The organism is Mycobacterium sp. (genome assembly GCF_040398885.1).
GTDB lineage: Bacteria > Actinomycetota > Actinomycetes > Mycobacteriales > Mycobacteriaceae > Mycobacterium.
In genome coordinates, this window is record NZ_JBBATF010000033.1 from 1 (window position 1) to 22,093 (window position 22,093).

The 22,093-nt window shown below is 70.1% G+C and carries 19 protein-coding genes and 1 riboswitch; of the genes, 3 read left to right on the forward strand and 16 right to left on the reverse strand.

Going from position 1 to position 22,093, the window contains the following annotated elements; genetic code table 11:
• A partial coding sequence (locus ADBZ5U_RS05120; RefSeq protein WP_526263046.1) for a vWA domain-containing protein occupies positions 1-754 on the forward strand: 754 nt, incomplete at its 5' end.
• On the opposite strand, the gene gcvP is transcribed toward ADBZ5U_RS05120, so the two are convergent.
• From gcvP to ADBZ5U_RS05165, 9 genes are all read right to left on the reverse strand, one after another.
• Positions 751-3,606, reverse strand: a complete 2,856-nt coding sequence (gene gcvP, locus ADBZ5U_RS05125; protein ID WP_526263048.1) for an aminomethyl-transferring glycine dehydrogenase — start codon at positions 3,604-3,606, stop codon at positions 751-753. The genes ADBZ5U_RS05120 and gcvP overlap by 4 nt on opposite strands.
• 139 nt (positions 3,607-3,745) lie before the next feature.
• A riboswitch (glycine riboswitch) is annotated at positions 3,746-3,843 on the reverse strand.
• A 14-nt stretch (positions 3,844-3,857) separates the two neighbouring features.
• A complete protein-coding gene (locus ADBZ5U_RS05130; RefSeq protein ID WP_526263078.1) occupies positions 3,858-4,469 on the reverse strand; it encodes a MerR family transcriptional regulator in 612 nt (203 codons plus the stop codon).
• Between the two features lie 216 nt (positions 4,470-4,685).
• Entirely contained in the window at positions 4,686-5,180 is a 495-nt protein-coding gene (locus ADBZ5U_RS05135) for a bifunctional nuclease family protein (protein WP_526263050.1), read from the reverse strand.
• Positions 5,181-5,294: 114 nt separating this feature from the next.
• A complete protein-coding gene (gene ftsR / locus ADBZ5U_RS05140) occupies positions 5,295-6,020 on the reverse strand; it encodes a transcriptional regulator FtsR (RefSeq protein ID WP_526263052.1) in 726 nt (241 codons plus the stop codon).
• On the reverse strand, positions 6,017-6,487 hold the full coding sequence (gene garA, locus ADBZ5U_RS05145; RefSeq protein WP_526263054.1) for a glycogen accumulation regulator GarA: 471 nt from the start codon (positions 6,485-6,487) through the stop codon (positions 6,017-6,019). Before garA ends, ftsR begins: the two co-directional genes overlap by 4 nt.
• Before the next feature lie 139 nt (positions 6,488-6,626).
• Positions 6,627-7,019 carry a glycine cleavage system protein GcvH gene (gcvH, locus tag ADBZ5U_RS05150; RefSeq protein WP_526263056.1) on the reverse strand — a complete coding sequence of 131 codons (393 nt, stop codon included), beginning with the start codon at positions 7,017-7,019 and terminating at the stop codon, positions 6,627-6,629.
• 55 nt (positions 7,020-7,074) lie between these two features.
• Positions 7,075-7,659 (reverse strand): CDP-alcohol phosphatidyltransferase family protein, encoded by a 585-nt coding sequence (locus ADBZ5U_RS05155; RefSeq protein WP_526263058.1) that lies wholly within the window; start codon positions 7,657-7,659, stop codon positions 7,075-7,077.
• A 10-nt stretch (positions 7,660-7,669) separates the two neighbouring features.
• Positions 7,670-10,033 (reverse strand): accessory Sec system translocase SecA2, encoded by a 2,364-nt coding sequence (gene secA2, locus ADBZ5U_RS05160; protein WP_526263060.1) that lies wholly within the window; start codon positions 10,031-10,033, stop codon positions 7,670-7,672.
• Positions 10,034-10,056: 23 nt separating this feature from the next.
• Positions 10,057-11,685 carry an acetolactate synthase gene (locus tag ADBZ5U_RS05165; protein WP_526263062.1) on the reverse strand — a complete coding sequence of 543 codons (1,629 nt, stop codon included), beginning with the start codon at positions 11,683-11,685 and terminating at the stop codon, positions 10,057-10,059.
• 58 nt (positions 11,686-11,743) lie between these two features.
• Here ADBZ5U_RS05165 and ADBZ5U_RS05170 point away from each other — a divergent pair, with 58 nt between their 5' ends.
• On the forward strand, positions 11,744-13,666 hold the full coding sequence (locus ADBZ5U_RS05170; protein WP_526263080.1) for an ABC transporter ATP-binding protein/permease: 1,923 nt from the start codon (positions 11,744-11,746) through the stop codon (positions 13,664-13,666).
• Between the two features lie 45 nt (positions 13,667-13,711).
• A complete protein-coding gene (locus ADBZ5U_RS05175) occupies positions 13,712-15,664 on the forward strand; it encodes an ABC transporter ATP-binding protein/permease (RefSeq protein WP_526263064.1) in 1,953 nt (650 codons plus the stop codon).
• On the opposite strand, the gene ADBZ5U_RS05180 is transcribed toward ADBZ5U_RS05175, so the two are convergent.
• The 7 genes from ADBZ5U_RS05180 to ADBZ5U_RS05210 all read right to left on the reverse strand — a co-directional run.
• The gene (locus ADBZ5U_RS05180; protein WP_526263082.1) at positions 15,661-17,142 is read right to left on the reverse strand and encodes an FAD-binding protein; all 1,482 of its coding nucleotides are present in this window, start codon (positions 17,140-17,142) and stop codon (positions 15,661-15,663) included. The genes ADBZ5U_RS05175 and ADBZ5U_RS05180 overlap by 4 nt on opposite strands.
• Positions 17,143-17,189: 47 nt before the next feature.
• On the reverse strand, positions 17,190-17,876 hold the full coding sequence (locus tag ADBZ5U_RS05185; RefSeq protein ID WP_526263066.1) for an Rv1815 family serine proteinase: 687 nt from the start codon (positions 17,874-17,876) through the stop codon (positions 17,190-17,192).
• A 129-nt stretch (positions 17,877-18,005) separates the two neighbouring features.
• Positions 18,006-18,557, reverse strand: coding sequence for a LysM peptidoglycan-binding domain-containing protein (locus tag ADBZ5U_RS05190; protein WP_526263068.1), 552 nt, complete (start codon positions 18,555-18,557; stop codon positions 18,006-18,008).
• Between the two features lie 63 nt (positions 18,558-18,620).
• Positions 18,621-20,039 (reverse strand): NAD(P)/FAD-dependent oxidoreductase, encoded by a 1,419-nt coding sequence (locus ADBZ5U_RS05195; protein WP_526263070.1) that lies wholly within the window; start codon positions 20,037-20,039, stop codon positions 18,621-18,623.
• 20 nt (positions 20,040-20,059) lie between these two features.
• The gene (locus ADBZ5U_RS05200; RefSeq protein WP_526263072.1) at positions 20,060-21,184 is read right to left on the reverse strand and encodes a cation:proton antiporter; all 1,125 of its coding nucleotides are present in this window, start codon (positions 21,182-21,184) and stop codon (positions 20,060-20,062) included.
• Positions 21,185-21,187: 3 nt separating this feature from the next.
• A complete protein-coding gene (locus ADBZ5U_RS05205) occupies positions 21,188-21,673 on the reverse strand; it encodes a cation:proton antiporter regulatory subunit (protein ID WP_526263074.1) in 486 nt (161 codons plus the stop codon).
• A 4-nt stretch (positions 21,674-21,677) separates the two neighbouring features.
• Positions 21,678-22,093: sterol desaturase family protein (locus ADBZ5U_RS05210; RefSeq protein WP_526263076.1), on the reverse strand; the 416-nt coding region annotated here is incomplete at its 5' end.

Below are 22,093 nucleotides of genomic sequence, written 5' to 3' on the forward strand. Positions count from 1 at the left end.
CCGGTTCCTCCGCAAGAAGGACCAGCTGGCCGCCCTCGCCGAGGCCGGTTTCCGCGCCGAGGGCGTCAGCCCGGAGGGCAATGACGTCGTCGGGTTTCCGACGATGGCCGCCGCCCTCCCCGCCGCGGACGACGGGCTGCGCGCGGCGGTCGCCGGCCTGGTCAGCCCGTCTCCCGGCGGGACGACCACCGTGGTGCTCAACGAGGGCCTCACCGGCGTCGAGGGCGGCAAGGCGCGTCTGTACAACGTCACCTCCGCTCTGCGGGACCGGATCAACGCACTTCCCCCCAACGCGGCCGTCGGGCTGTGGACCTTCAACAAGATCGACAGCGCACCCGCCGTGTCCACCGGTCCGCTGTCCGAACCGGTGGGCCCCGGCCCGCGCTCGGCCGCGATCACCGGCGTGCTGGACAACACGACACCGACCAGCGGGGGTGGCCTGTCCTTCACCACCCTGCGTGAGGCGTACCGCGCCGCGGTGGCCGGTCACCAACCGGGACAACAGAACTCGGTGCTGATCATCACCCAGGGCCCGCACACCGACCTGAGCCTGGACGGCCCGGGCCTGCTGGACGCCCTCAAGGGCTTGCAGGATCCGGCGCGGCCGGTCGCGGTCAACGTGATCGACTTCGGCGGCGACCCCGATCGGCCGACCTGGGAGGCGGTGGCGAAACTGTCCGGCGGCAGGTACCTGGAGGTCCCCCGTTCGGACTCCCCCGACCTGGCCGGCGCGATCGCGCAGGGGTTGTCCTAGCCCCCACCGCTCGCTGAGGCGAACGCTTCGACCGGCGGGCAGGAGCACACCAGGTTGCGGTCGCCGTACGCGCCGTCGATCCGGCGCACCGGCGGCCACACCTTGGGCCGGAATCCCTTGCCCAGCGGGTAGGCGGCCTGCTCGCGGGTGTAGGGGTGGTCCCAGTGCTCGGTCAGCAGGCATTCGGCGGTGTGCGGGGCGTTGCGCAACGGGTTGTCCTCGGCCGGCCACTCCCCCGACCCGACGTGGTCGATCTCGCCGCGGATGGCGATCATCGCCTCGCAGAAGGCGTCCACCTCGGCCAGGCTCTCGCTCTCGGTGGGCTCCACCATCAGCGTGCCGGCCACCGGGAAACTCATGGTCGGGGCGTGGAATCCGTAGTCGGCCAGTCGTTTCGCCACGTCGTCGACGGTGACGCCGGTGGCCTTGGTGATCGGCCGCAGATCCAGGATGCACTCGTGGGCCACCATGCCGTTCTCGCCGGTGTAGAGCACCGGGTAGTACTCGTCGAGACGACGGGCGATGTAGTTGGCCGAGGCGATCGCGGCCAGCGAGGCCCGGCGCAGGCCGGCCGCGCCCATCATCCGGATGTAGGCCCAGGTGATCGGCAGGATGGACGCCGATCCGTACGGCGCCGCCGAAACCGTCGCGCCGCCGGGCAGTTCGGGGGCGTGCGGGTGGCCGGGCAGGTGCGCGGCCAGGTGCGCGCGCACCGCCACCGGGCCCACCCCCGGGCCGCCTCCGCCGTGCGGGATGCAGAACGTCTTGTGCAGATTCAGGTGGCTGACGTCGCCGCCGAACCTGCCGGGCCGGGCCAGGCCGACCAGGGCGTTGAGGTTGGCGCCGTCGACGTAGACCTGACCGCCGGCATCGTGGACGGCGGCGCAGATCTCGGCGATGTCGTGCTCGTAGACGCCGTGGGTGGACGGGTAGGTGATCATCAGCGCGGCCAGGTTCCCGGCGTGTTCGGCGATCTTGGCCTTCAGTTCGTCGAGGTCGACGTCGCCGTTCTCCCGGCAGCCGACCACCACGACGCGCATGCCGACCATGGCGGCCGAAGCGGCGTTGGTGCCGTGGGCGCTCGACGGGATCAGGCACACGTCGCGGTGGGCCTCCCCGCGTTCGGCGTGGTAGGCGTGGATCGCGAGCAGTCCGGCGTACTCGCCCTGCGAACCGGCGTTGGGCTGCAGGGAGATCGCGTCGTAGCCGGTGATCCCGGTCAGCCACAGGTGCAGATCGGCGATCAGCCGCCGCATGCCGGACGCGTCGTCGGCCGGGGCGAAGGGATGCAGACGGCCGAACTCCGGCCAGGTGACGGCCTCCATCTCGGCGGCGGCGTTGAGTTTCATGGTGCACGACCCCAGCGGGATCATGGTCCGGTCCAGCGCGAGGTCCTTGTCGGCCAGCGACCGCAGGTAGCGCATCATCGCGGTCTCGGTGCGGTACCGGTGGAATGCCGGATGGGTCAGGAATCCCGTTGCGCGACTGGCGATCTCGGGTCCGCCGAAGGGCCCGGCGGCCACCGCGCCGAACGCCCCGAGAACCGCCGCGACATGCTCCTCGGTGGTGGCCTCGTCGCAGGACACCGAGACGTGGTCGGCGTCCGGACGCCAGATGTTGACACCCCGCTTCCGGGCGGCGTCCTGGACGGCGTGGGCCCGGCCGGGGACGCGGGCCAGCACCGTGTCGAAGAAGGCGTCGTGAACCACCTCGACGCCGGCCGCGGTCAGTCCGGCGGCCACGGCGCGGGCGTGGCCGTGCACGCGGCGGGCGATGGCGGTGAGACCGTCGGGACCGTGATAGCCGGCGTACATGGCGGCCATCACCGCCAATAGCACCTGCGCGGTGCAGATGTTCGAGGTCGCCTTGTCCCGGCGGATGTGCTGTTCGCGGGTCTGCAACGACAGCCGGTAGGCGGGCGCGCCGTCGGCGTCCTGGGAGACCCCCACCAGGCGCCCGGGCAACTGGCGGGCGTGGGCGGTGTGGACCGCCAGGTAGCCGGCGTGGGGACCGCCGAATCCCATCGGGACACCGAACCGCTGGGCGGTTCCGAAGGCGACGTCGGCGCCCACCTCGCCGGGCGGGACGACCAGAGTGCAGGCCAGCAGGTCGGCACCCAGCGCGACGAGCGCACCGCGTCCGTGCGCCTGCTCGACGAGTTCGGACCAGTCGGTGATCCGGCCGCTGGCGCCGGGCGTCTGGGCGATGACGCCGAAGAAGTCGCCGTCGGGCAGTCCGTCGCGCAGGTCGGCGGTGACCAGCTCGATGCCCAACGGCTCGGCCCGGGTCGCCAGGATGGCGGCGGTGGCCCCGAAGAGGTCGGAGTCCACGGCCAGCCGGTCGGACGAGCCCCTGCTCGCCCGGTGCATGAGCGTCATGGCCTCGGCGGCCGCGGTGGCCTCGTCGAGCATCGAGGCGTTGGCGATGTCCAGGCCGGTCAGGTCGGCGATCATCGTCTGGAAGTTCAGCAGGGCCTCCAACCGGCCCTGGCTGATCTCCGGCTGGTAGGGGGTGTAGGCGGTGTACCAGGCCGGGTTCTCCATGATGTTGCGCAGCAGCACCGGCGGGGTCAGCGTGTCGTAGTAGCCCTGGCCGATCATCGAGACGGCGACGGTGTTGTCCTCGGCCATCGCACGCAGTTCGGCCAGCGCCTGGTGCTCGCCGGCCGGGGCCGGCAGCGACTCCAGTCCGGGGGCGACGCCCTCGTCGGTCAGCGCGTCGAGGATCCCGGCCGGCAGCGCCTTGGCCGCCAGGTCGTCGAGGGAGGCCACGCCGATGACCGCCAGCATGACCGCGAGGTCGTCGGAGTCGGGGCCGATGTGGCGGCTGGCGAAAGACGTGTTCTCGGGCACTTCGGGCACTCCTCGGGGCGGACGTTGACCGGTGGACGTCCTCTCCCTCTGTCGTCGGTGCCTGAGAGATTCAGCGCTGTGGCGCCTTTCCCCATGGGCGGGCGCCCGACGAGACGGGCACCACTTTCCAGAGGCATCGGTACCCGGTGCGGTCCGGGGGCCTGAGAGGTTGACGGAGAGGTGTTGCTCCTTCGGCGCCCGCGGCCGGCTGCCGCGGAACTCTCCCGCACGAGGTCGATGCGCCCCCGAGTCTAGCCGATCTTGCGGTCGCGGCTCTTGCGGCGGGAGGCCAGTTCGTCCTCGGGCGCGGCGATCGCCTCGCCGCCGTCGGCGCGCTCACCCGGGAAATCGGCGATGGCGCCGGTCAGTTCGCGCATGGCGCCGCTGACGGCGATGCCGAACACGCCCTGCCCGCCCTGCAGCAGGTCGACCACCTCCTCCGCGGAGGTGCACTCGTAGACCGTGGTGCCGTCGGAGAACAGGGTGATGTTGGCCAGGTCCTGCACACCGCGCTGCCGCAGGTGGTCGACGGCGACCCGGATGTTGTGCAGCGAGATGCCGGTGTCGAGAAGCCGTTTGACGATCTTGAGGACCAGGATGTCCTTGAACGAGTAGAGCCGCTGGCTGCCGGAACCGGCGGCCCCGCGGATTGACGGAACGACGAGCGACGTGCGGGCCCAGTAGTCCAGCTGCCGGTAGGTGATGCCGGCGATCTGACAGGCGCTCGGGCCGCGATAGCCGACCAGTTCGTCGGGCACCGAGTCATCGGGGAAGAGCCCGCCCTGCACCGGAGGACTCACCGGCGCCACCGGCGCGGGGGGAGCAGAGAAATCCAGCTGCTCCTGACGTGGCTCGTCGCCCACGATGATTCCTTCCGCCATTCCAGCCAGCCGCCCACCGGCCGCGTCGTGCTCGCAAGTGCCCTGAGCATACGCCTGCCGACGGGGCGGTCACGGCTTCTGCCACAACCCAAGTCGCACAGGAATTATGAGCAGCGCGAATCGGGCTCCGCGTGTCGCGTTGGCGTGTCGGGACAGCCATTGACCCAGATGAGACTCATCCGTGATGCGCCGCAGGCGTCAGCCGGCCTTGAAGTCGTCCGGGGAGATGCTGTCGAGGAACTCCTTGAACCTCTCGACCTCATCCTCGCGGACCGCCCCGGCCGGCTCCTCGTCGTTCTCGTCGGGGACCAGCAGACCCGCCTCGTCGAGTACCGCCTCGTCGACGTGTATCGGCACGCCCATCCGCAACGCGATGGCCACCGAGTCGGACGGGCGGGCCGAAACCCGGACGTCGTTGTCGAAGACCAGGTCGGCGTAGAAGGTGCCCTCCTGGAGGTCGACGATGCGCACCTCCCGCAACGAATGCCCAAGGGCGCCAATCACATCCCGGAACAGGTCGTGGGTCAGCGGGCGGGCCGGCTCGACGCCCTGCTGTTCGAGAATGATCGCGTTGGCCTCGACCTGGCCGATCCAGATCGGCAGGTACCGGTCGCCGGCGGCCTCGCGGAGCAACAGAACCGACTGGTTGGCGGGGTGTTCGAAACGAACCCCGACGACGCGTACCTCAGCCATCCGCGGACCTCCGCCCAACTCGCGTCCACCGCTCCTTCGCAGACACCTACGGAGTCTAGTCCCGATCGCCCGACTTCTCCGCGGGACGCCGTCCCCGCATCGCGTCGGGCGTCCTCAGCGGTCGAGCACGCCGCGCACCGCCGACTTGATCAGCGAGGTGTGCAGGGTGATGGCCAGCGCCGCGACCTCGCGGGCCAGATCGTCGGCCCGGTCGCGGGCGCCGGTGCGGTCCGCCTTGCTCACCGGACCGGCGATCTGGGAGATGAGGTCGGACTGGCGGTCCGCGGCCGAACGGAACGCGCGCAGGTGCCGCGGTTCCACGCCGTACTCGGCCAGCGCGGCCGCGCACTGGGCGATGGTCACCGCATGCTCGTCGAAGAGCCCTCCGGGGCCGGTGGTGATGATCCCGTCCCGGCACAGCGCGGTGATCAGCGCCGATGGCACATCGGACCGGGCGAGCAGGTCCTCCCTGCTGAGCCGAACCGGCTTGGGGGCGCCGGCCCCGCCGTCCGGCGCGCCGTCCTCGCCCACCGGGACCAGCCGCGGGGCCGGATACGGGAAGGCCGGCAGCTCGCCGTCGGGCTGGGCGTCGAGCTGGGACTTGATCACCTTCAGCGGCAGATACTGGTCACGCTGCGCGGTCAGGACGAAGCGCAGCCGGGCGCAGTCGTGGGCGGTGAACCGCCGGTAGCCGGACGGGCTGCGGTCCGGCGTGACCAGCCCCTCGGACTCCAGGAACCGGATCTTGGAGATGGTCACGTCCGGGAAGTCCGGCCGGAGCAGGTCCAGCACCGCGCCGATCGACATTCCGGGCGGTGCGGGACTGTCGGGCGCGGTCACGGGCTCTCTTCGCCGCCGGCCGATCGCGGCCCGGTCAGGAACACCAGGCGGAACTTGCCGATCTGCACCTCGTCGCCGTTGGACAGGGCGGCCGAGTCCACCGGCTCCCGGTTGACGTAGGTCCCGTTGAGGCTGCCGACGTCGACCACCTGGAACTCGCCGCCGTCGGCGCGGAACTCCGCGTGCCGGCGGCTGACCGTGACGTCGTCGAGGAAGATGTCGGAGTCCGGGTGCCGGCCCGCCGACGTGGTCGGCTGGTCCAGCAGGAAGCGCGAACCGGCGTTGGGTCCCCGCTTGACGACCAGCAGGGCAGAGCCCGAGGGCAGACCCTCGACGCCGGACACCGCCGGCTCGCCGGCCGGGGTCTCGAGGTCATTCAGGAAGTCGGCGCGGAACACCGAGGTCGTCTCGACGGTCAGCTCGTCCGAGCCCTCGCCGGTCCCCGACTGCCAGTCCTTCTGCGTCACTCACACTCCTACCTTCGCTGCCCCGCCGCTTGACTCGACCGTACCGTTCACCGGTCGCCGGTGTCCCGACCACCGCAGGATCAACCGGCCGGCACGCACCCTAGCAACAACATTCCAGCAGATATTCCAGCAGATTTGGTCAGCCGAGCGTCGCCTGATAGGCCGGCGGATCCAGCAGCGCCGCCCAGCCCTGGTCGAGGCCGGCGGAATCGGCCCGAAGCTCCACCAGCCAGCCGTCGCCGTACGGGTCCGAATTGATCAGCTGGGGGCTGCCCTCGAGCTCGGCGTTGACGGCGACCACCGTCGCCGACAGCGGTGCGTAGAGGTCCGAGACCGACTTGGTGGACTCGACCTCACCGAACGACTCCCCCGCGGCCACCGTCGCGCCGACCGCCGGCAACTGGACGTAGACCACGTCGCCCAGCGAGGACTGCGCGAAATCGGTGATGCCGACCCGGACGGTGTCGTCGCCGGTGCGGCGGATCCATTCGTGCTCGGCGGTGTAACGCAGATCGGCGGGGACTTCGCTCACGGTGCTCCTCTTGTCTGGCCGGACGCGGCGCTCTCTGACGCCGTAGAGCGTATATTCAGGCGGCGCCGGGGCGCACTCTCGGCAGCCGCGCAACCACCATGCGCGCCTGGACGAGGTACAGCACCGCCGACCACAGGTACATCCCGGCGCCCCAGATCACGAAGGCCCACCCGATCGCAGACGCCACCCGGCCCCAGCCGGAGTCCCACTGCCCCAACAGGATCAGCGGGAAACCGGACATCAGCGCGAACGTCGCCGCCTTGCCGATGTAGGTGACCGGCAGCGCGACCACCCCGCGTCTGCGCACCACCGGCAACGTGGCGGCCAGCAACGCGTCGCGGCTCAGCAGGAGCCCGAGCAGCCACCACGGGACCACACCGGCGAGTGCCATGATCAGCGGGACGGCCAGCATGTAGACCCGGTCCACCAGCGGATCGAGCAGTTCCCCGATCCGGGAGGACTGGTTGGCCACCAGGCGGGCGATCTTGCCGTCGGCCCAGTCCGAGGCGCCGCTGAAAATCAGGATGGCCACCGCCGGGCCGTGGGAGTGCCGTGCCAGCAGCAGGTAGCCGAACACCGGCAACAGCGCAAGCCGGATCACGCTGAGTACGTTGGGGATAGTCAGCACCCGGCCTTGCATGCCGATGAACCTAGCGGAACACCCCCGGCAGGCTCAGCGCCGACAGCGTGTCGTCCCGCATCGGGTTGTCGTGGACCATGTAGGTCCACGTCGAGGTCGGGCGGGCCAGCTTGGACAGGTCAAGTCCCGGTTCGCCGGAGAGCACGTTGGCCGTCTCGAAGGTCTGCTGCGAGGCCTCGATGGCGTCGGCGGCCAGGTGGGTGAACGCGTCCACGGCCAGCCGGTGGAACTCGTCGAGCGGATTCTGCCGGCCCAGCGCCCGCAGGTGGATGCTCTCCCGGATGTCGGACAGGTAGGCCAGGTGGTCGGCCCACCCGCGGTCGAGGTGGTACAGCATGATGTCGCGGCAGATCCGCTCCAGGTCCTCTTCCGGCTCAGGCAGGCTTCGGGCCAGTTCGTCATAACGCTCCGGGGAGAGTTCCCGGAGTTCCTCCCGGGCGGCCGCGGTGCTCAGCAGGGTGTTGCGCCGCTGGACGAGGATGGCCCGCTGCTGGGCGATCAGCTGGTTGTAGCGCCAGGTGTTGGCGTGCACGTCCAGCAGCCGGCCCTCGGCCACCCGCTGGGCGTGGTCGAGCAGCTGGGTGGCTTTCGGGCTGGTTATCCGGCCGGTCTCGTCACACTCGGTGGGCAGTTTGGGGTTCTCCAGATTGGCGGCGACGACGTCGTCCTCCCAGCTGGAGAAGAACACCGTCGAGCCGGGGTCGCCCTGCCGGCCGGAGCGGCCGCGCAACTGGTTGTCCAACCGCTCGGTGTTGTGCCGGCCGGTGCCGATGACGTGCAGGCCGCCGAGTCCGGCGACCCGCAGCTTCTCCGGGGAGTCGTCCTCGGCCTCGGACCCGCCCAGCCGGATGTCGGTGCCGCGGCCGGCCATCTGGGTGGAGACCGTCACCGCGTCCAGCTTTCCGGCCTCGGCGATGACGCGGGCCTCCTCCTCGTCGTTCTTGGCGTTGAGCACCACCGCCGGCAGGCCCCGGCGCAGCAACCGCTCGTGCAGGTCCTCGGATTCGGCGACGTCCTGGGTGCCGACCAGGATCGGCTGTCCGGTGGCGTGCACCTCGATGATGTGGTCGATGACGGCGTCGTTCTTGGCGCCGGCGGTGATGTAGACCCGGTCGGGCTCGTCCTCCCGGACGGTCGGGGTGTTCGGCGGGATGGGTGAGACGCCGAGCGAGTAGAACTGGCGCAACTGCTCGCCGGCGGCCAGCGCGGTCCCGGTCATCCCGCACACCGTGGCGTAACGGTTGACCAGCGCCTGGACGGTGATGGTGTCGAGCACCTCGCCGGTCTCGGTGGTCTCGATTCCCTCCTTGACCTCGACGGCGGCCTGCAGACCGTCGGGCCAGCGCTGCAGGGCGGCGATCCGGCCGCGGGAGGCGTTGATCAGCTGGACGGCGCCGTCGCGGACGATGTAGTGCACGTCGCGCTGCAGCAGGACGTGCGCGTGCAGGGCGACGTTGACCTCGGTCAGCGTGGTGCCGACGTGTTCCTCGGAGTACAGGTCGATCCCGCCGAGCGCCCTCTCCACCTTCTGCGCGCCGGTCTCTGTCAGGTGGACGTTGCGGTTGTCGGCGTCGGTGTCGTAATCCACGCCGGCGGTCAAATCGCCCACCAGGCGGACGATCTGGACCTTGGGGGTCTCGCGGTGGGTGGTGCCGGCCAGCACCAGCGGCACCAGGGCCTCGTCGACCAGGACCGAGTCGGCCTCGTCGACGAGGGCGACGTCGGGATCGGGCGAGACCAGATCGCCGACGTCGGTGACCAACTGGTCGCGCAGCACGTCGAAGCCGATCTCGTTGACCGAGGCGTAGGTGACGTCGCACTGGTAGGCGACGCGGCGCTGCTCGCGGGTGGAGTCCTCGGTGATCCAGCCGACGGTCAGCCCGAGAGCCTCGATCAGCGGGCCCATCCATTCGGCGTCTCGGCGGGCCAGGTAGTCGTTGATGGTCACCACGTGGACGCGCCGCCCGGCCAGCGCGTAGCCGGCCGCGGCGATGGCGCCGGACAGCGTCTTGCCCTCGCCGGTGCCCATCTCGACGACGTCGCCGGCCATCATCCGCAGCGCGCCGAGCAACTGCACGTCGAACGGCCGCAGTCCGGTGGCCCGCTCGGCGGCCTCCCGGGCGATGGCCAGGAACTGCGGTATGTCGGCGGAGTCGGCCAGGTCCCGGAGTTCGAGGAGCCGGGCGGCCTTGGCCAGTTGCCCGTCGTCGAGCCCCCGGGCTTTCTCGTCGAACTGCGCCGAGGCTTCCACCTCGGCCATGGTCTGGGCCTTCACCCGCTCGGTGGAGGCGCCGAGCAGCCGCCAGAACCCGCGGCTCAGCCGGCCCTGGCCGGGGGTCTCGGTCTTGGGGGTCTTCGAGGAGCTTCTAGCCACAGGTCAACGGTACCGCCCGGTCGTCAGGCCAGATTGGAGCGCCGCGGGTAGGCCACCGTCGGGTCGGTCAGCGTGTTCACCACGGCAGGCAGTCCGGACTCGAAGGCGCGCCGCAGCGCGGGCCGCAGTTCGCCCGGGCTGCTGACCAGTTCGCCGTGGCCGCCCAGCGCGCGCACCACCGCGTCGTAGCGGGTGCCCGGGCGCAGGTCGGCGACCACCGAGTAGCCGTACAGCATCTCCATCGGATGCTTCTCCAGGGCCCAGATGCCGTTGTTGCCGACCACCGACACGACATGCACGCCGTGCCGGACCAGCGTGTCCCACTCCATACCGGAGAAGCCGAACGCGCCGTCGCCCTGCAGCAGCACGACCTGACGGTCCGGCCGGGCCAGCTTGGCGGCCAGCGCGTAACCCGGACCCGAACCCAGGCAGCCGAACGGGCCGCTGTCCAGCCAGGCGCCCGGGGTGTAGCTGTCGATCACCCGGCCGGCGTAGGAGCCGAAGTCCCCGGCGTCGATGACGATGATCGCGTCGCGGTCCAACAGCGGCAGGAGTTCGGCGTAGACCCGCATCGGGTGCAGCGGGGTGCGGTCCTCGGCCAGCTCGGCGGCTTCGGCGGCGCGGGCTTCGGTCTCGATGGTGCGCAACCGGCCGATCCAGTCCTCGTGGTCGGTGCCGGCGGCGTCGCCCAGGGCGGTCAGGGTGGCTGCCAGGTCGCCGTACAGCCCGGCGGCCACCGCGCGGGGCGGATCGCGGTCGGGTTCGCGGCGGTCGGCCGCGATCAGTTCGGTCTGCGGGCCGAACACCGCGCCGAAGCCCAATCGGAAGTCCATCGGCACGCCGACCACCAGGGCGACGTCGGCCTGGGACAGCGCCGCCGAGCGGGCCCGGGAGAAGCCCAGGTCGTGGTCGGCGCCGACGATGCCGCGCGCCATCCCGTTGGCCAGCACCGGAATTCGCAGTTTCTCCGCCATCCGCAGCAACTGGGTTTCGGCGTGGGCCCACCACACGTCGGTACCGGCCATGATCACCGGCCGCCGGGCCCGGGAGAGCAACGCCACCGCACGGTCGAGCGCGGCGCCGTCGGCGCGGGGCCCGGTCGGCAGTTCGGTCAGCGCGCCCGGTTCGCCGCGGTCGACCGCCTCGGCGAACAGGTGGTCCATCGGGAAGTCGACGAACCCGACCCCCGACGGTGTCCCCACCGCGGCGCGCAGCGCGTCATCCACCCGGTCGCCGGCCGCGGCCGCGGACTCGGCGGTGGCCGCGTAGCGGGCCAGCGGCGCGACGAAGGGCAGATGGTCGATCTCCTGCAGCGAGCCCATCCCCCAGCGCAGCGCCGGAGCGCGGCCGGCCAGCACCAGCAGCGGCGAATGGTTCTGGCTCGCGGCGGCCATCGCGCTCATGCCGTTGGTGACACCCGGACCCGCCGTCAGGGCCACCACCCCGGGAATCCGGGTCACCTTGGACCATCCCTCGGCGGCGAACGCGGCCGTCTGCTCGTGCCGGGTGTCGACCAGGCGGATGTCCTCGCTGCGGCAGCCGTCGTAGATCGGGAAAATGTGGCCGCCGGACAAGGTGAAGACCGTGTCGATGCCACTGGCCCGCAGTCGCCGGGCGATCAGCCGGCCGGCGTGGACGGTATCTGTCCCCATGGCCCCAGCGTAACCAGCGCTGGGGTAACTTCGCCGGGAACGCCCTGCAGGTGAGGAGATCGCGTTGGAGCCGTACACACCATCGATGGACTGGGGAAACGAGCTCATCCCGTCCATGGTCTGGATTCTGCGGTACTGGGCCGTCGCGGCGGCGCTCACCCTGGTCGTGTTGTTCCTGCTGGCCCGGCTGACCGTCTGGGGGCGGCAGTACTGGCGCATCACGGGCGACTACTTCAAGGGCCGCGACGCGGTGAAGGTCTGGATCTGGCTCGCCGTCCTGCTGCTCTCGGTGATGATCTCGGTGCGGATCAACGTTCTGCTCAGCTATTTCAGCAACGACCTCTACACCTCGCTGCAGGTGGCCTTCCAGGCCAGGAGCGCCGGTGAGGAGGCCATGGGGCGCGACGCCGTCCGCGGCTTCTGGAGCGCGCTGGGCATCTTCGGAATCCTGGCCACCATCTACATCAGCCAGGTGATGCTCGACATCTACCTGACCCAGCGGTTCATCATCCGCTGGCGCACCTGGCTCACCTACCGGATGACCGGCGACTGGCTGAGCAACCGTTCGTACTACCGGGGCCGGTTCACCGCCTCCGACACCGACAACCCGGATCAGCGTATTCAGCAGGACATCGACGTGTTCACCACCGGGGTGGGCAGCAGCCCGAACACGCCGACGGTCGGAACCGGTTCCATGCTGATCTTCGGGGCCATCTCCTCGGTCTGCACCGTCATCGCCTTCGTGCCGATCCTGTGGAACCTCTCCGGTCCGGTGTCGCTGTTCGGCCTCACCCTCGATCGGGCGCTGTTCTGGGTGGCGTTCGCCTACGTCTTCTTCGCGTCGGTGGTGGCGTTCTGGATCGGCCGTCCGCTGATCCGGCTGAGCTTCCGCAACGAGCTGACCAACGCCGCGTTCCGCTACGCGCTGGTGCGGTTGCGCGACGCCGCCGAAGCGGTGGGCTTCTATCGCGGGGAGGCCACCGAACGAGGCATCCTCAAAAAACGGTTCGACGGCATCATCGCCAATTACCGTCGATTCGTAAGGCGCACATTGGGATTCACCGGATGGAACCTGGCGATGAGCCAGATCATCACCCCGCTGCCCCTCGTCGTCCAGGCTCCCCGGCTGTTCAGGGGCGAGATGGACTTCGGCGACGTCACCCAGTCCGCCAGCGCGTTCTCCAACATCAGCGACTCGCTGTCGTTCTTCCGGAACGCCTACGACCAGTTCGCCGGCTACCGCGCCGCGATCATCCGTCTGCACGGACTGGTCGAGGCCAACGCCGGCGCCTCCGCGATGCCCAGCCTGGAGACCCTGCCCAGCCAGGACGGATCGGTGCAACTCAACCGCGTCGAGGTCCGCACACCCGATGGGGCCCAACTGCTCGACCCGGTGGATCTGCGGCTGGACCCCGGGGACACCCTGGTGGTCACCGGGCGCTCCGGGTCCGGCAAGACCACGCTGCTGCGCAGCCTGGCCCAGATGTGGCCCTACACCACCGGAACGGTGACCCGTCCGGTCGACGGCCACCAGACGATGTTCCTGTCCCAACTGCCCTACGTGCCGCTGGGCGATCTGCGCACGGTGGTGTCCTATCCCTCCCCGGCCGGCGCGATCGGCGACGAGGAGTTGCAGCGAGCACTCTCCAAAGTCGCCCTCACACATCTCAATTCGCGGCTGAACGAGGAGCAGGACTGGGCGAAGGTGCTCTCCCCGGGCGAGCAGCAACGGGTCTCCTTCGCCCGGATTCTGCTCACTAGGCCGAAGGTGGTGTTCCTCGACGAAGCCACCTCGGCCCTGGACGAGGGCCTGGAGTACGCGGTCTACGACCTGGTCCGCACCGAACTGCCCGACACCATCGTGGTCAGTGTCAGCCACCGGCCGACGGTGGACCGGTACCACGAGCAGCATCTGGAACTGCTCGGCGAGGGCGCCTGGCGGTTGGGCCGGGTCAGGGGGGGCGAACCGGCACCGGTCTGACGGCACCGGTGAAATGCTGTGCCGCGAGGGCGGAGGTGAGGGCCGATGGAGATGTACCAGCCGTCGCTGGACTGGGTCGACGAGATACCGCAATCGCTGCTGTGGACCGCCAAGGCCTGGCTGATCACCGCCGTGGTCACCGTCGTCGTGCTGATGCTGCTGGCCCGCCACACCGGGTGGGGCCGCCAGTTCTGGCGAGTGACCGGCGGCTATTTCCGCGGTCCGGGCAGCGCCCGGGTGTGGGGATGGCTGGGGGTGCTGCTGTTCCTGACCCTGATCACGGTGCGACTCAACGTGCTGCTCAGTTATCAGGCCAACGACCTGTACTCGTCGCTGCAGGTGGCCTTCGAGGGCTTCGGGGCCGGCAACGCGGCCGTCGCCGACTCGGGAGTGCGCGGCTTCTGGGCCGCCATCGTCACCTTCGGCCTGATCGCCGCCCTCTACGTCAGCCGGCAGATGCTCGACATCTACCTGACTCAGCACTTCATCATCCGGTGGCGGGTGTGGCTGACCGACCGGCTCACCGCCGACTGGCTCGATGACGAGTCGTTCTACCGCGGCCGGTTCCTGGAAGACCCGATCGACAACCCCGATCAGCGCATCCAACTCGACATCGACGCCTTCACCGCCGGCACCGGGACCGGGATCAACACCCCCACCGCGGGCACCACGACGACCCTGCTGTTCGGTGCGATCAACGCGATGGTGTCGGTGGTGGCGTTCACACCGATCCTGTGGAACCTGTCCGGGCCGCTGACGTTCCTCGGGTTCACCCTCGGACATGCGCTGTTCTGGATCGCGCTGCTGTACGTCTTCGCCACCACGGTGATCGCGTTCTGGATCGGCCGGCCGCTGATCCTGTTCAGCTTCCGAAACGAACTGACCAACGCCGCCTTCCGCTACGCGCTGGTGCGGATGCGCGACGCCGCCGAGTCGATCAGCTTCTATCGCGGCGAGGAGGCCGAGAAGTCCGTCCTGCGAGCCCGGTTCGCCGCGATCATCTCCAACTACCGCGGGTATGTGGTGCGCACCCTGGGCCTGCTGGGCTGGAACCAGACGATCAGTCAGATCATCAACCCGCTGCCGCTGGTGGTGCAGGCGCAGCGCCTGTTCTCCGGCCAGATCAGCTTCGGCGACGTGACGCAGTCGGCGAGCGCCTTCAACAGCGTGCACGACTCGCTGTCGTTCTTCCGTGCGGTGTACGACTCCTTCGCCTCCTACCGGGCCACGATCATCCGGCTCGACGGACTGGTGGCCGCCGACCAGCAGGCCCGCGAACTTCCGCGCCTGGCCGCCGAACACAGCGACGACGGCTCGCTGGAGTTGTGCGACGTCGAAGTGCACGACCCGCACGGCGGGATCCTGTTGCGGGGACTGAACCTGCGACTCGAGGCCGGCGAGTCCCTGGTGATCACCGGGCCGTCGGGGTGCGGGCGGACCACCCTGCTGCGCAGCATCGCCCGGCTGTGGCCCTACGCCACCGGAACCCTGCGGCGGCCCGACGTCGACGGCGACGGCGACGGCGACGGCGACGGCGACGGCGACGGCGACGGCGGGGCGATGTTCCTGTCCCAGGTCCCCTACCTGCCGCTCGGCGACCTGCGTGCGGTGTTGTCCTATCCGGACCGGGAATGCACCATCCCCGACGGGAGACTCGCCGCCGCACTGGACGCGGTCGCGCTGGGCCATCTGGCCACCCGGCTCACCGAGGTTCAGGACTGGTCCAAGGTGCTCTCCCCCGGCGAGCAGCAGCGCATCGCCTTCGCGCGGGTGCTGCTGCAGAGACCGAGTCTGATCTTCCTGGACGAGTCGACCTCGGCGATCGACGAGGGGCAGGAGTTCGCGATCTACCGGATGCTGGGCGAGCGACTGCCCGACAGCATCATGGTGTCGGTGACCCACCGCGCGACGGTGAGGCAGCACCACGACCATCACCTGCGACTGCTCGGCGGGGGAAGGTGGGAACTGGACCGCGACTGCAAGTCGGTCGGGGTCTAGCCGGTCGGGGTCCAGCCCTTCCTCGCCACCGCGGCCGCGTGGGTGCCGGCCCGCCGGCCGAAGAACGAACCCGAGCCCAACTGCGTCCCGCTGGAATACCCTTTGCCGTCCTGGGCCAGGTTGGAGGCACACGCGCCGGCCGCGTAAAGGCCGGGGATGGGTTCACCGTCGGCCCGCAGCACCCGACCGTCCACATCGGTGGCCAGCCCCCCGACGGTGAAGCCGGAGTACATCGCCTTGCCCAGCGACAGGTCGAACGCCGCCCACGGTCCGTTGTCCTGTGCGGCAAGGAATTCCGGCTGCTTGTGGAAGTCGGGATCCTCGCCGGCGACCGCATGGGCGTTGTAGCGATCCAGAGTGGCCACCAGCTCTCCGGCCGGGATGCCGAGGGCGGACTCCATCTCCTCGACGCTCTCCCAGCCGTCGATGAACTTGATCAACGGGAACTCCGGGCGCTGCAGATGCTGCTCGTCGACGATCAGATAGGCAACCCCGTCGGGCTGGTCCATCACGAAGCCCGAGGTGCGCGAGTGATAGGAATCCTCGGCGACGAATCGCTGCCCGAGTCTGTTGACGATGATCCCGGTGAGCAGTACCGCCGGCGGATAGGCCGGGGCGGTGATGAAGGCCTGGTCCATGTGCTTGGTCGCACCGCCGGCCGAGACGCCCAACCGGATGCCCAGGCCGTCGTCGTAGGTGTTGCCCAGTACGAAGAGTTTCTCCCCCAGTTCCGGGGTGTAGGCGGCCACCATGTCCTTGTTCATCACGAAACCGCCGGCGGCGATCACCACGGCCCCGGACCGGACGGTTCCGGTGTCGCCGAAGTGCTTCCAGGACACCCCGACCACCGCGCCGCCGTCGTCGACGACCAGGTTCGTCGCGCCGGTCTCGTAGCGGATCCGCACCCCCAGTTCGGCGGCGCGTTTGAGCAGCAGGTCGATCACCATGGCCGCGCCCTGGGTGTCGCCCGGGACCGGAACCTTGTGCCCGCGCGGCGCGGGCGTCGCGAGATCCTTGAAGGGCCATACCTTTTCGTTTCCGGTGTACATCAGGCCCTGGGTGCCGGGCTGGATGACCGCCTTCTCCGGGTAGTAGCTGCGCTCGAAGTGCACCCCGAGGTCCTCGAGCCAGTCGAAGTGTTCGACGCTGCCCTCGCAGTAGGCGCGGATCTTGTCGTGCTCAGGCTCCCGCGACATCGCGACGAGGTAGGAGTACATCTCCTCCGCGCTGTCGGGATGGCCGGTGGCCTGCTGCACCGCGGTGCCCCCGCCGAGATAGAAGTGGCCGCCGGCCAGCGACGTGGTGCCGCCGGCGGCGGCGGACCGCTCCAGGACGAGGACGCGGGCGCCGGCGGCCGCGGCCGAGACGGCGGCGCAGCCCCCCGCGATGCCGAAGCCGATCACCACGACGTCGACGACGTCGCCGTAGTCGACGTCGTCGCCGACCGCCGAGGCGTCGACGACCGCCGGTATGTCCAGCCCGCTCACCCGTCGAGGATATCGGCCGGCGAGAACACGTTCTAGTTTCAGCCGGCGGCTACGTTGACGACGGCGGCGCCGTTGTCCTGGCGGACCTGTTCGCCGGTGGCCTTCCAGGAGACCGCCGCCGGGAGCCGGCCCCAGGTGCTGTTGAAGAGGCCGGCGATCACCGCGGCGCCGTCGGCGGCCAGGGTGTAGACCGGACCGCCGGAGTCGCCCCGCTGGCTGACCACGCCGTTGGTCATGGTGAACCAGCCGTTGTTGACCCGTTCCACGGTTCCGCAACTCTCGCCGGTCACCACGCCGAAGTGGCAGATCGGCTGGCCGGGGGCCAGTTCGACGTTCGGGTCCACCACCAGGCGCCGGCCGCCGGGCAGCATCGGGTTGACCGTGACCTCCCGGGCCAGGCTGATGGTTTCGTAGTCGGAGATCACCTGATCGGTCCGCACGACGGCCCCGTTCGGGGTGTTGTCGCGGGCCGCGATCACCGTTCCGATCAACCGGCCGTTGCGGTCGGTGACCGTGCCGTTGCCGCGGCAGTGACCGGCCGAGTAGCCGATCCGCGCCACCGGGTCGACGAATCCCAGGGTGCACACCGTGGTGCCCTGCCGGATCTCCATGCCCGGGAAGACCTGGATGTGGCCGTCGGCCGCGGCGGCCGGGGACAGCGCGGTGAGCACCGCCCCGACCGCCGCCGCGCCGAGGGGGACGGATCGAAGGAAACCGGGCACCATACACCTCGATCGGTCGGCGGCCCGTCAACGACGCGGCCGCAATTGCGTGTCGAGGTGTGTATCGGCCTGTTCGGCCGATCGTTACCGACTCTTTATCTTCGGCCCCGTCCCTCCCGCTGACCGGGCAGGTCAGGGGATGGTGATGACCTGACCGACCTCGATGTGGTCGGGGTTGGCGATGTTGTTCGCCCGGGCCAGCTCCTGGTAGCGGTTGCCGTCACCGAGGTACTGCTTGGCGATGTTGAACAGCGTGTCGCCCTCCACCACGGTGTGGGTCTTCTTCTCGACGGCCACCGGGGCCACCGGGGGGGCCTCGACGGCCTCTTCCTTGACCGGCGGGGGCGGCGCGTCGGTCTCGGTGCGCGAGGACCACGCGGGGCCGTCGGCGGCGTACAGGACCACATTGCGGTCGTCCTGCAGGACCAGCCGGACGCCCTTCTTGCCCTGGGTGTCGCTGTTCCACTTCGGGGTGTCCCCGGCGTAGAGCACGAAGTTGCCGTCCGACTGCACCTCGGCGCGATCCACGCCCTGGTTGTCGGTGCCGGTGGCCCAGACGGCCTCCCCGCGCGCGGCCAGCACCAGATTGCCGTCGTCCTGCAGTGTCAGGGTGTAGGCCCCGTTGCTGGACGTGAGCGAGGCTCCCCGCCCCAGCTGCTGTCCTGCGTTGAGTGTGTCTCCCACGCTTTTCTCCTCCTGATGAATCCGCCCACGGTGCGGGCGGGCGTCCGCGAGCCTACTGGAGCTTCAGGAGTCGAAGCCCAGCCCCATCCGGTCGAGTGTCCTCAGCAGAAGGTTCCGCCGTCCGCCGTGGTGATCGGCGCGGTCCAGGGACCACCGGGTCACCTGGATGCCCGCGCTGGCCAGGGGCTCCGGCGGGAACGGCAACGGTTTGCGGCGAACCATCTCCAGCTCGGTGCGTTCGGTGGGCTGCCCGTCGAGCAGGTCCAGGCACACGTCGGCGGCGAACCGGGCCGCGCCGACGCCCAGGCCGGTGAATCCGTTGACGTAGGCGATCCGGCCGCGTCCCGCCACCCCCCAGTGCGCGCAGAACCGGGTGTTGGTGTCGATCGGCCCGGACCACCGGTGGGAGAACCGGACGTCCTGCAGTTCGGGGAAGGTGATGAAGAAGTGCCGTGCGATCTTCCGGAACGACGACGGGCGGTCCTCCCGGTCGGGATCGACCCGGCGCCCGTAGTAGTAGGCCGCGTCGTATCCGCCCCACAGGATCCGGTTGTCGGCCGAGAGCCGGTAGTAGTGGAACTGGTTGGCGGTGTCGGAGACACCCTCGCGCCCGCGCCAGCCGATCCGGTCGAGTTGCGCCCCGGTCAGCGGTTGGGTGCCCAGCACGTAGTCGTAGACCGGGACGGTGTGCAGCCGGTTCCGGCGCAGCAGGCTGGGAAAGACATTGGTGGCCAGGACGACCCGTGCGGCCGTGACGGGGCCGACCGGTGTCTGCACCGAAACCCGCGAACCCTCGCGCCGCACCCGGAGGGCGGGCGTGTGCTCGTGGATCCGCACGCCCTTCTCGGCGCAGACCCTTGCCAATTCGAACACCAGGCGGGCCGGGTTCACGATCGCGCACGAGTCCGCCGAAAACAGACCGGCGCGATAAGTGGGCGAATCCAGCCGGGCCCGAACCTGTTCGGCGTTCAGGTACACACCCTGACCGCCTTCGGCCGCCTCACGCAGCCACCGGACCTGATGCGGTTCGGTGGCCACGGCCAGCATGCCGGTGCGTTGCCAGTCCACCTTCATGCCGTGCGTCTCGACGTCGGCCTGCATCCCGTCGAGGTTGGCCGTGCCGAGCCGCTCGAGTTCATCGAATTCCCTCGGCCAACGCGTCTTCCCGTTACGCGCGCCGTGGGTCAGGCTGGCGTCGACGAAGCCGCCGTTGCGCCCGGACGCCGCCCAGCCCACCCGCCGGCCCTCGATCAGCACCACGGTTGCGCCGGGGTTGCGGTCAGCGGCGTGCAGCGCCGCCCACAGCCCGGTGTACCCCCCGCCGACCACCAGCAGGTCGCAGGACGCCGGTCCGGGCATCGGCGGGAACTCCGGCCGATCACCTGACACCTGCGGGTCCAGCCACATGGATCCGAAGACCGCCGGCGCCAACGCCGCACTGACCAGATCGTGGTCGATGCCCCGATCGAAGACGATGCTCACAGTGTCATCGTGACACGCGCTCAGCGCGCGAAGCGGGCGAGAACCGGACCGGCGATCGCCAGGATGAAGACGTAGGGCGTCGCGACGGCGCCGAGCGCCCCGGCACCGGTTCCGACCAGTCCGATGATCACCAGGGAGAATTCGCCGCGGGCGATCAGTGCGGCGCCGGCCCGGCGCTGACCGGCCCGGGCGGCGCCCTCCCGGCGGGCGGCGTACGCGCCGGCGAGGACCTTGGTGAACGCGGTGACCGCGGCCAGTCCCAGGGCGAACGGCAGCATCGGCAGCAGGTCGGCCGGGGCCACGGTCAGCCCGATCGCGACGAAGAACACCGCCGCGAACAGGTCGCGCAAGGGGGTCAGCACCGTGCGGGCGCGGTCGGCGGTGGGACCTGTCAGGGTCAGGCCCACCAGGAAGGCGCCGACGGCCGCCGAGGCGTGCAGGTGCTCGGCGACAGCCGAGACGATCAGCGTCAGCCCCAGGATCCTGAGCAACAGTTGTTCGTCCTCGGGGTGGCCCAGCACCCGGCCGACGTGGTGGCCCCACCGGGAGGAGACCAGGAATGCCAGCGCCAGCGCGCCGACTGCCACCGCGGTCCACAGCAGTGCCTCCAGCGCGGTGCCGCCGGACGCGAGGACGGTCAGCACCGGCAGGTAGGCCGCCATGGCGAAATCCTCGAGCACCAGCACCGACAGCACCGCCGGGGTCTCCCGGTTGCCCAGCCGGTTCAGATCGCCGAGCAGCCGTGCGATCACTCCGGACGACGAGATGTAGGTGATTCCGGCCATCGCCACGACGCCGACGGCGTCGAGGCCCAGCAGCAGGCCGGCCACCGCGCCCGGCACGGCGTTGAGCACCAGGTCGACGGCCGCCGAGGGGAGGTGACGGCGCAGCGATTCGGAGAACTCCCCCACCGAGAACTCCAGGCCCAGGGTGAGCAGGAGCAGCACCACCCCGATGGAGGCACCGGTCTCGACGAACTCCGCCGCGGCGTCCACCGGTGCCACACCGCCGGTGCCGAGGAACAGTCCGGTCAGCAGGTACAGCGGAATGGGCGAGAGCCCGTAGCGCCGCGCCACCGAGCCGAGGACGGTGAGCACGACGAGGATGGCACCGAGCTCGAAGAGCAGGGGTGCCGAAACAGCCATGGGTCAACCCTGGTCGACGAGTTGCCGGACCGCCGCGATGCCTTCGTCGGTGCCGATGACCACCAGGACGTCGCCGGCGTCCAGCGGCTCCGCCGGACCCGGCGAAGCCAGCACCCGGTCCCCGCGCACGATCGCCACGATCGAGGCGCCGGTTCGGGTGCGGGCCTTGGTGTCACCCAGCGGGCGTCCGGCGTAGCGGGAGCCTGCGTTCACCATCACCTGACCGGCGCTGAGCCCCGGCACCTCCTTGGTCAGGTCGGCGTATCCCTCGACCATCCTCGGCGCACCGAGGATCTGGGCCATCGCGTCGGCTTCCCGGTCGGTCAGCCGGAACACCCGCCGGGCGCTGTCCGGGTCGCCGGGCACCGCGCAGACGAACACCTCGAAGTCCCCGCCCCGGCGGGCGATCACCGCGATCCGTTCCCCGTCGCGGTTCTCGAACTCGTAACGCAGCCCCACGCCGGGCAGCCTGGTCTCGCGGACGTCCATCGCTCTAGCTTGCCGCAGCCGCCGAGCCGGCCGGCGCGCGGCCGGTCGGCTCCGGTTCCCACCCCGGCGGGCCGAAGACGTAGCCCAGCCTGTCCCGCCAACGCGAGGCCGAACGCACGTCACGTGCGATCGCCACGTACTCGTGGGTTTCCAGGGTCCAGACGTTGAAGCTGTTCACCGGCTTGGTCAGTCCGTAGTGCGGCCGGAACAGTTCCGGCTGGAAGGTTCCGAACATCCGGTCCCAGATGATCAGGATGCCGCCGAAGTTACGGTCCAGATACTCCGGGTCGATGCCGTGATGGACCCGATGGTGCGACGGGGTGTTGAACAGGAACTCGACCGGACGCGGCAGTGTCCCGATCCGCTCGGTGTGGATCCAGAACTGGTAGACCAGGCTGATCGAGAAGCTGGTGAACACCA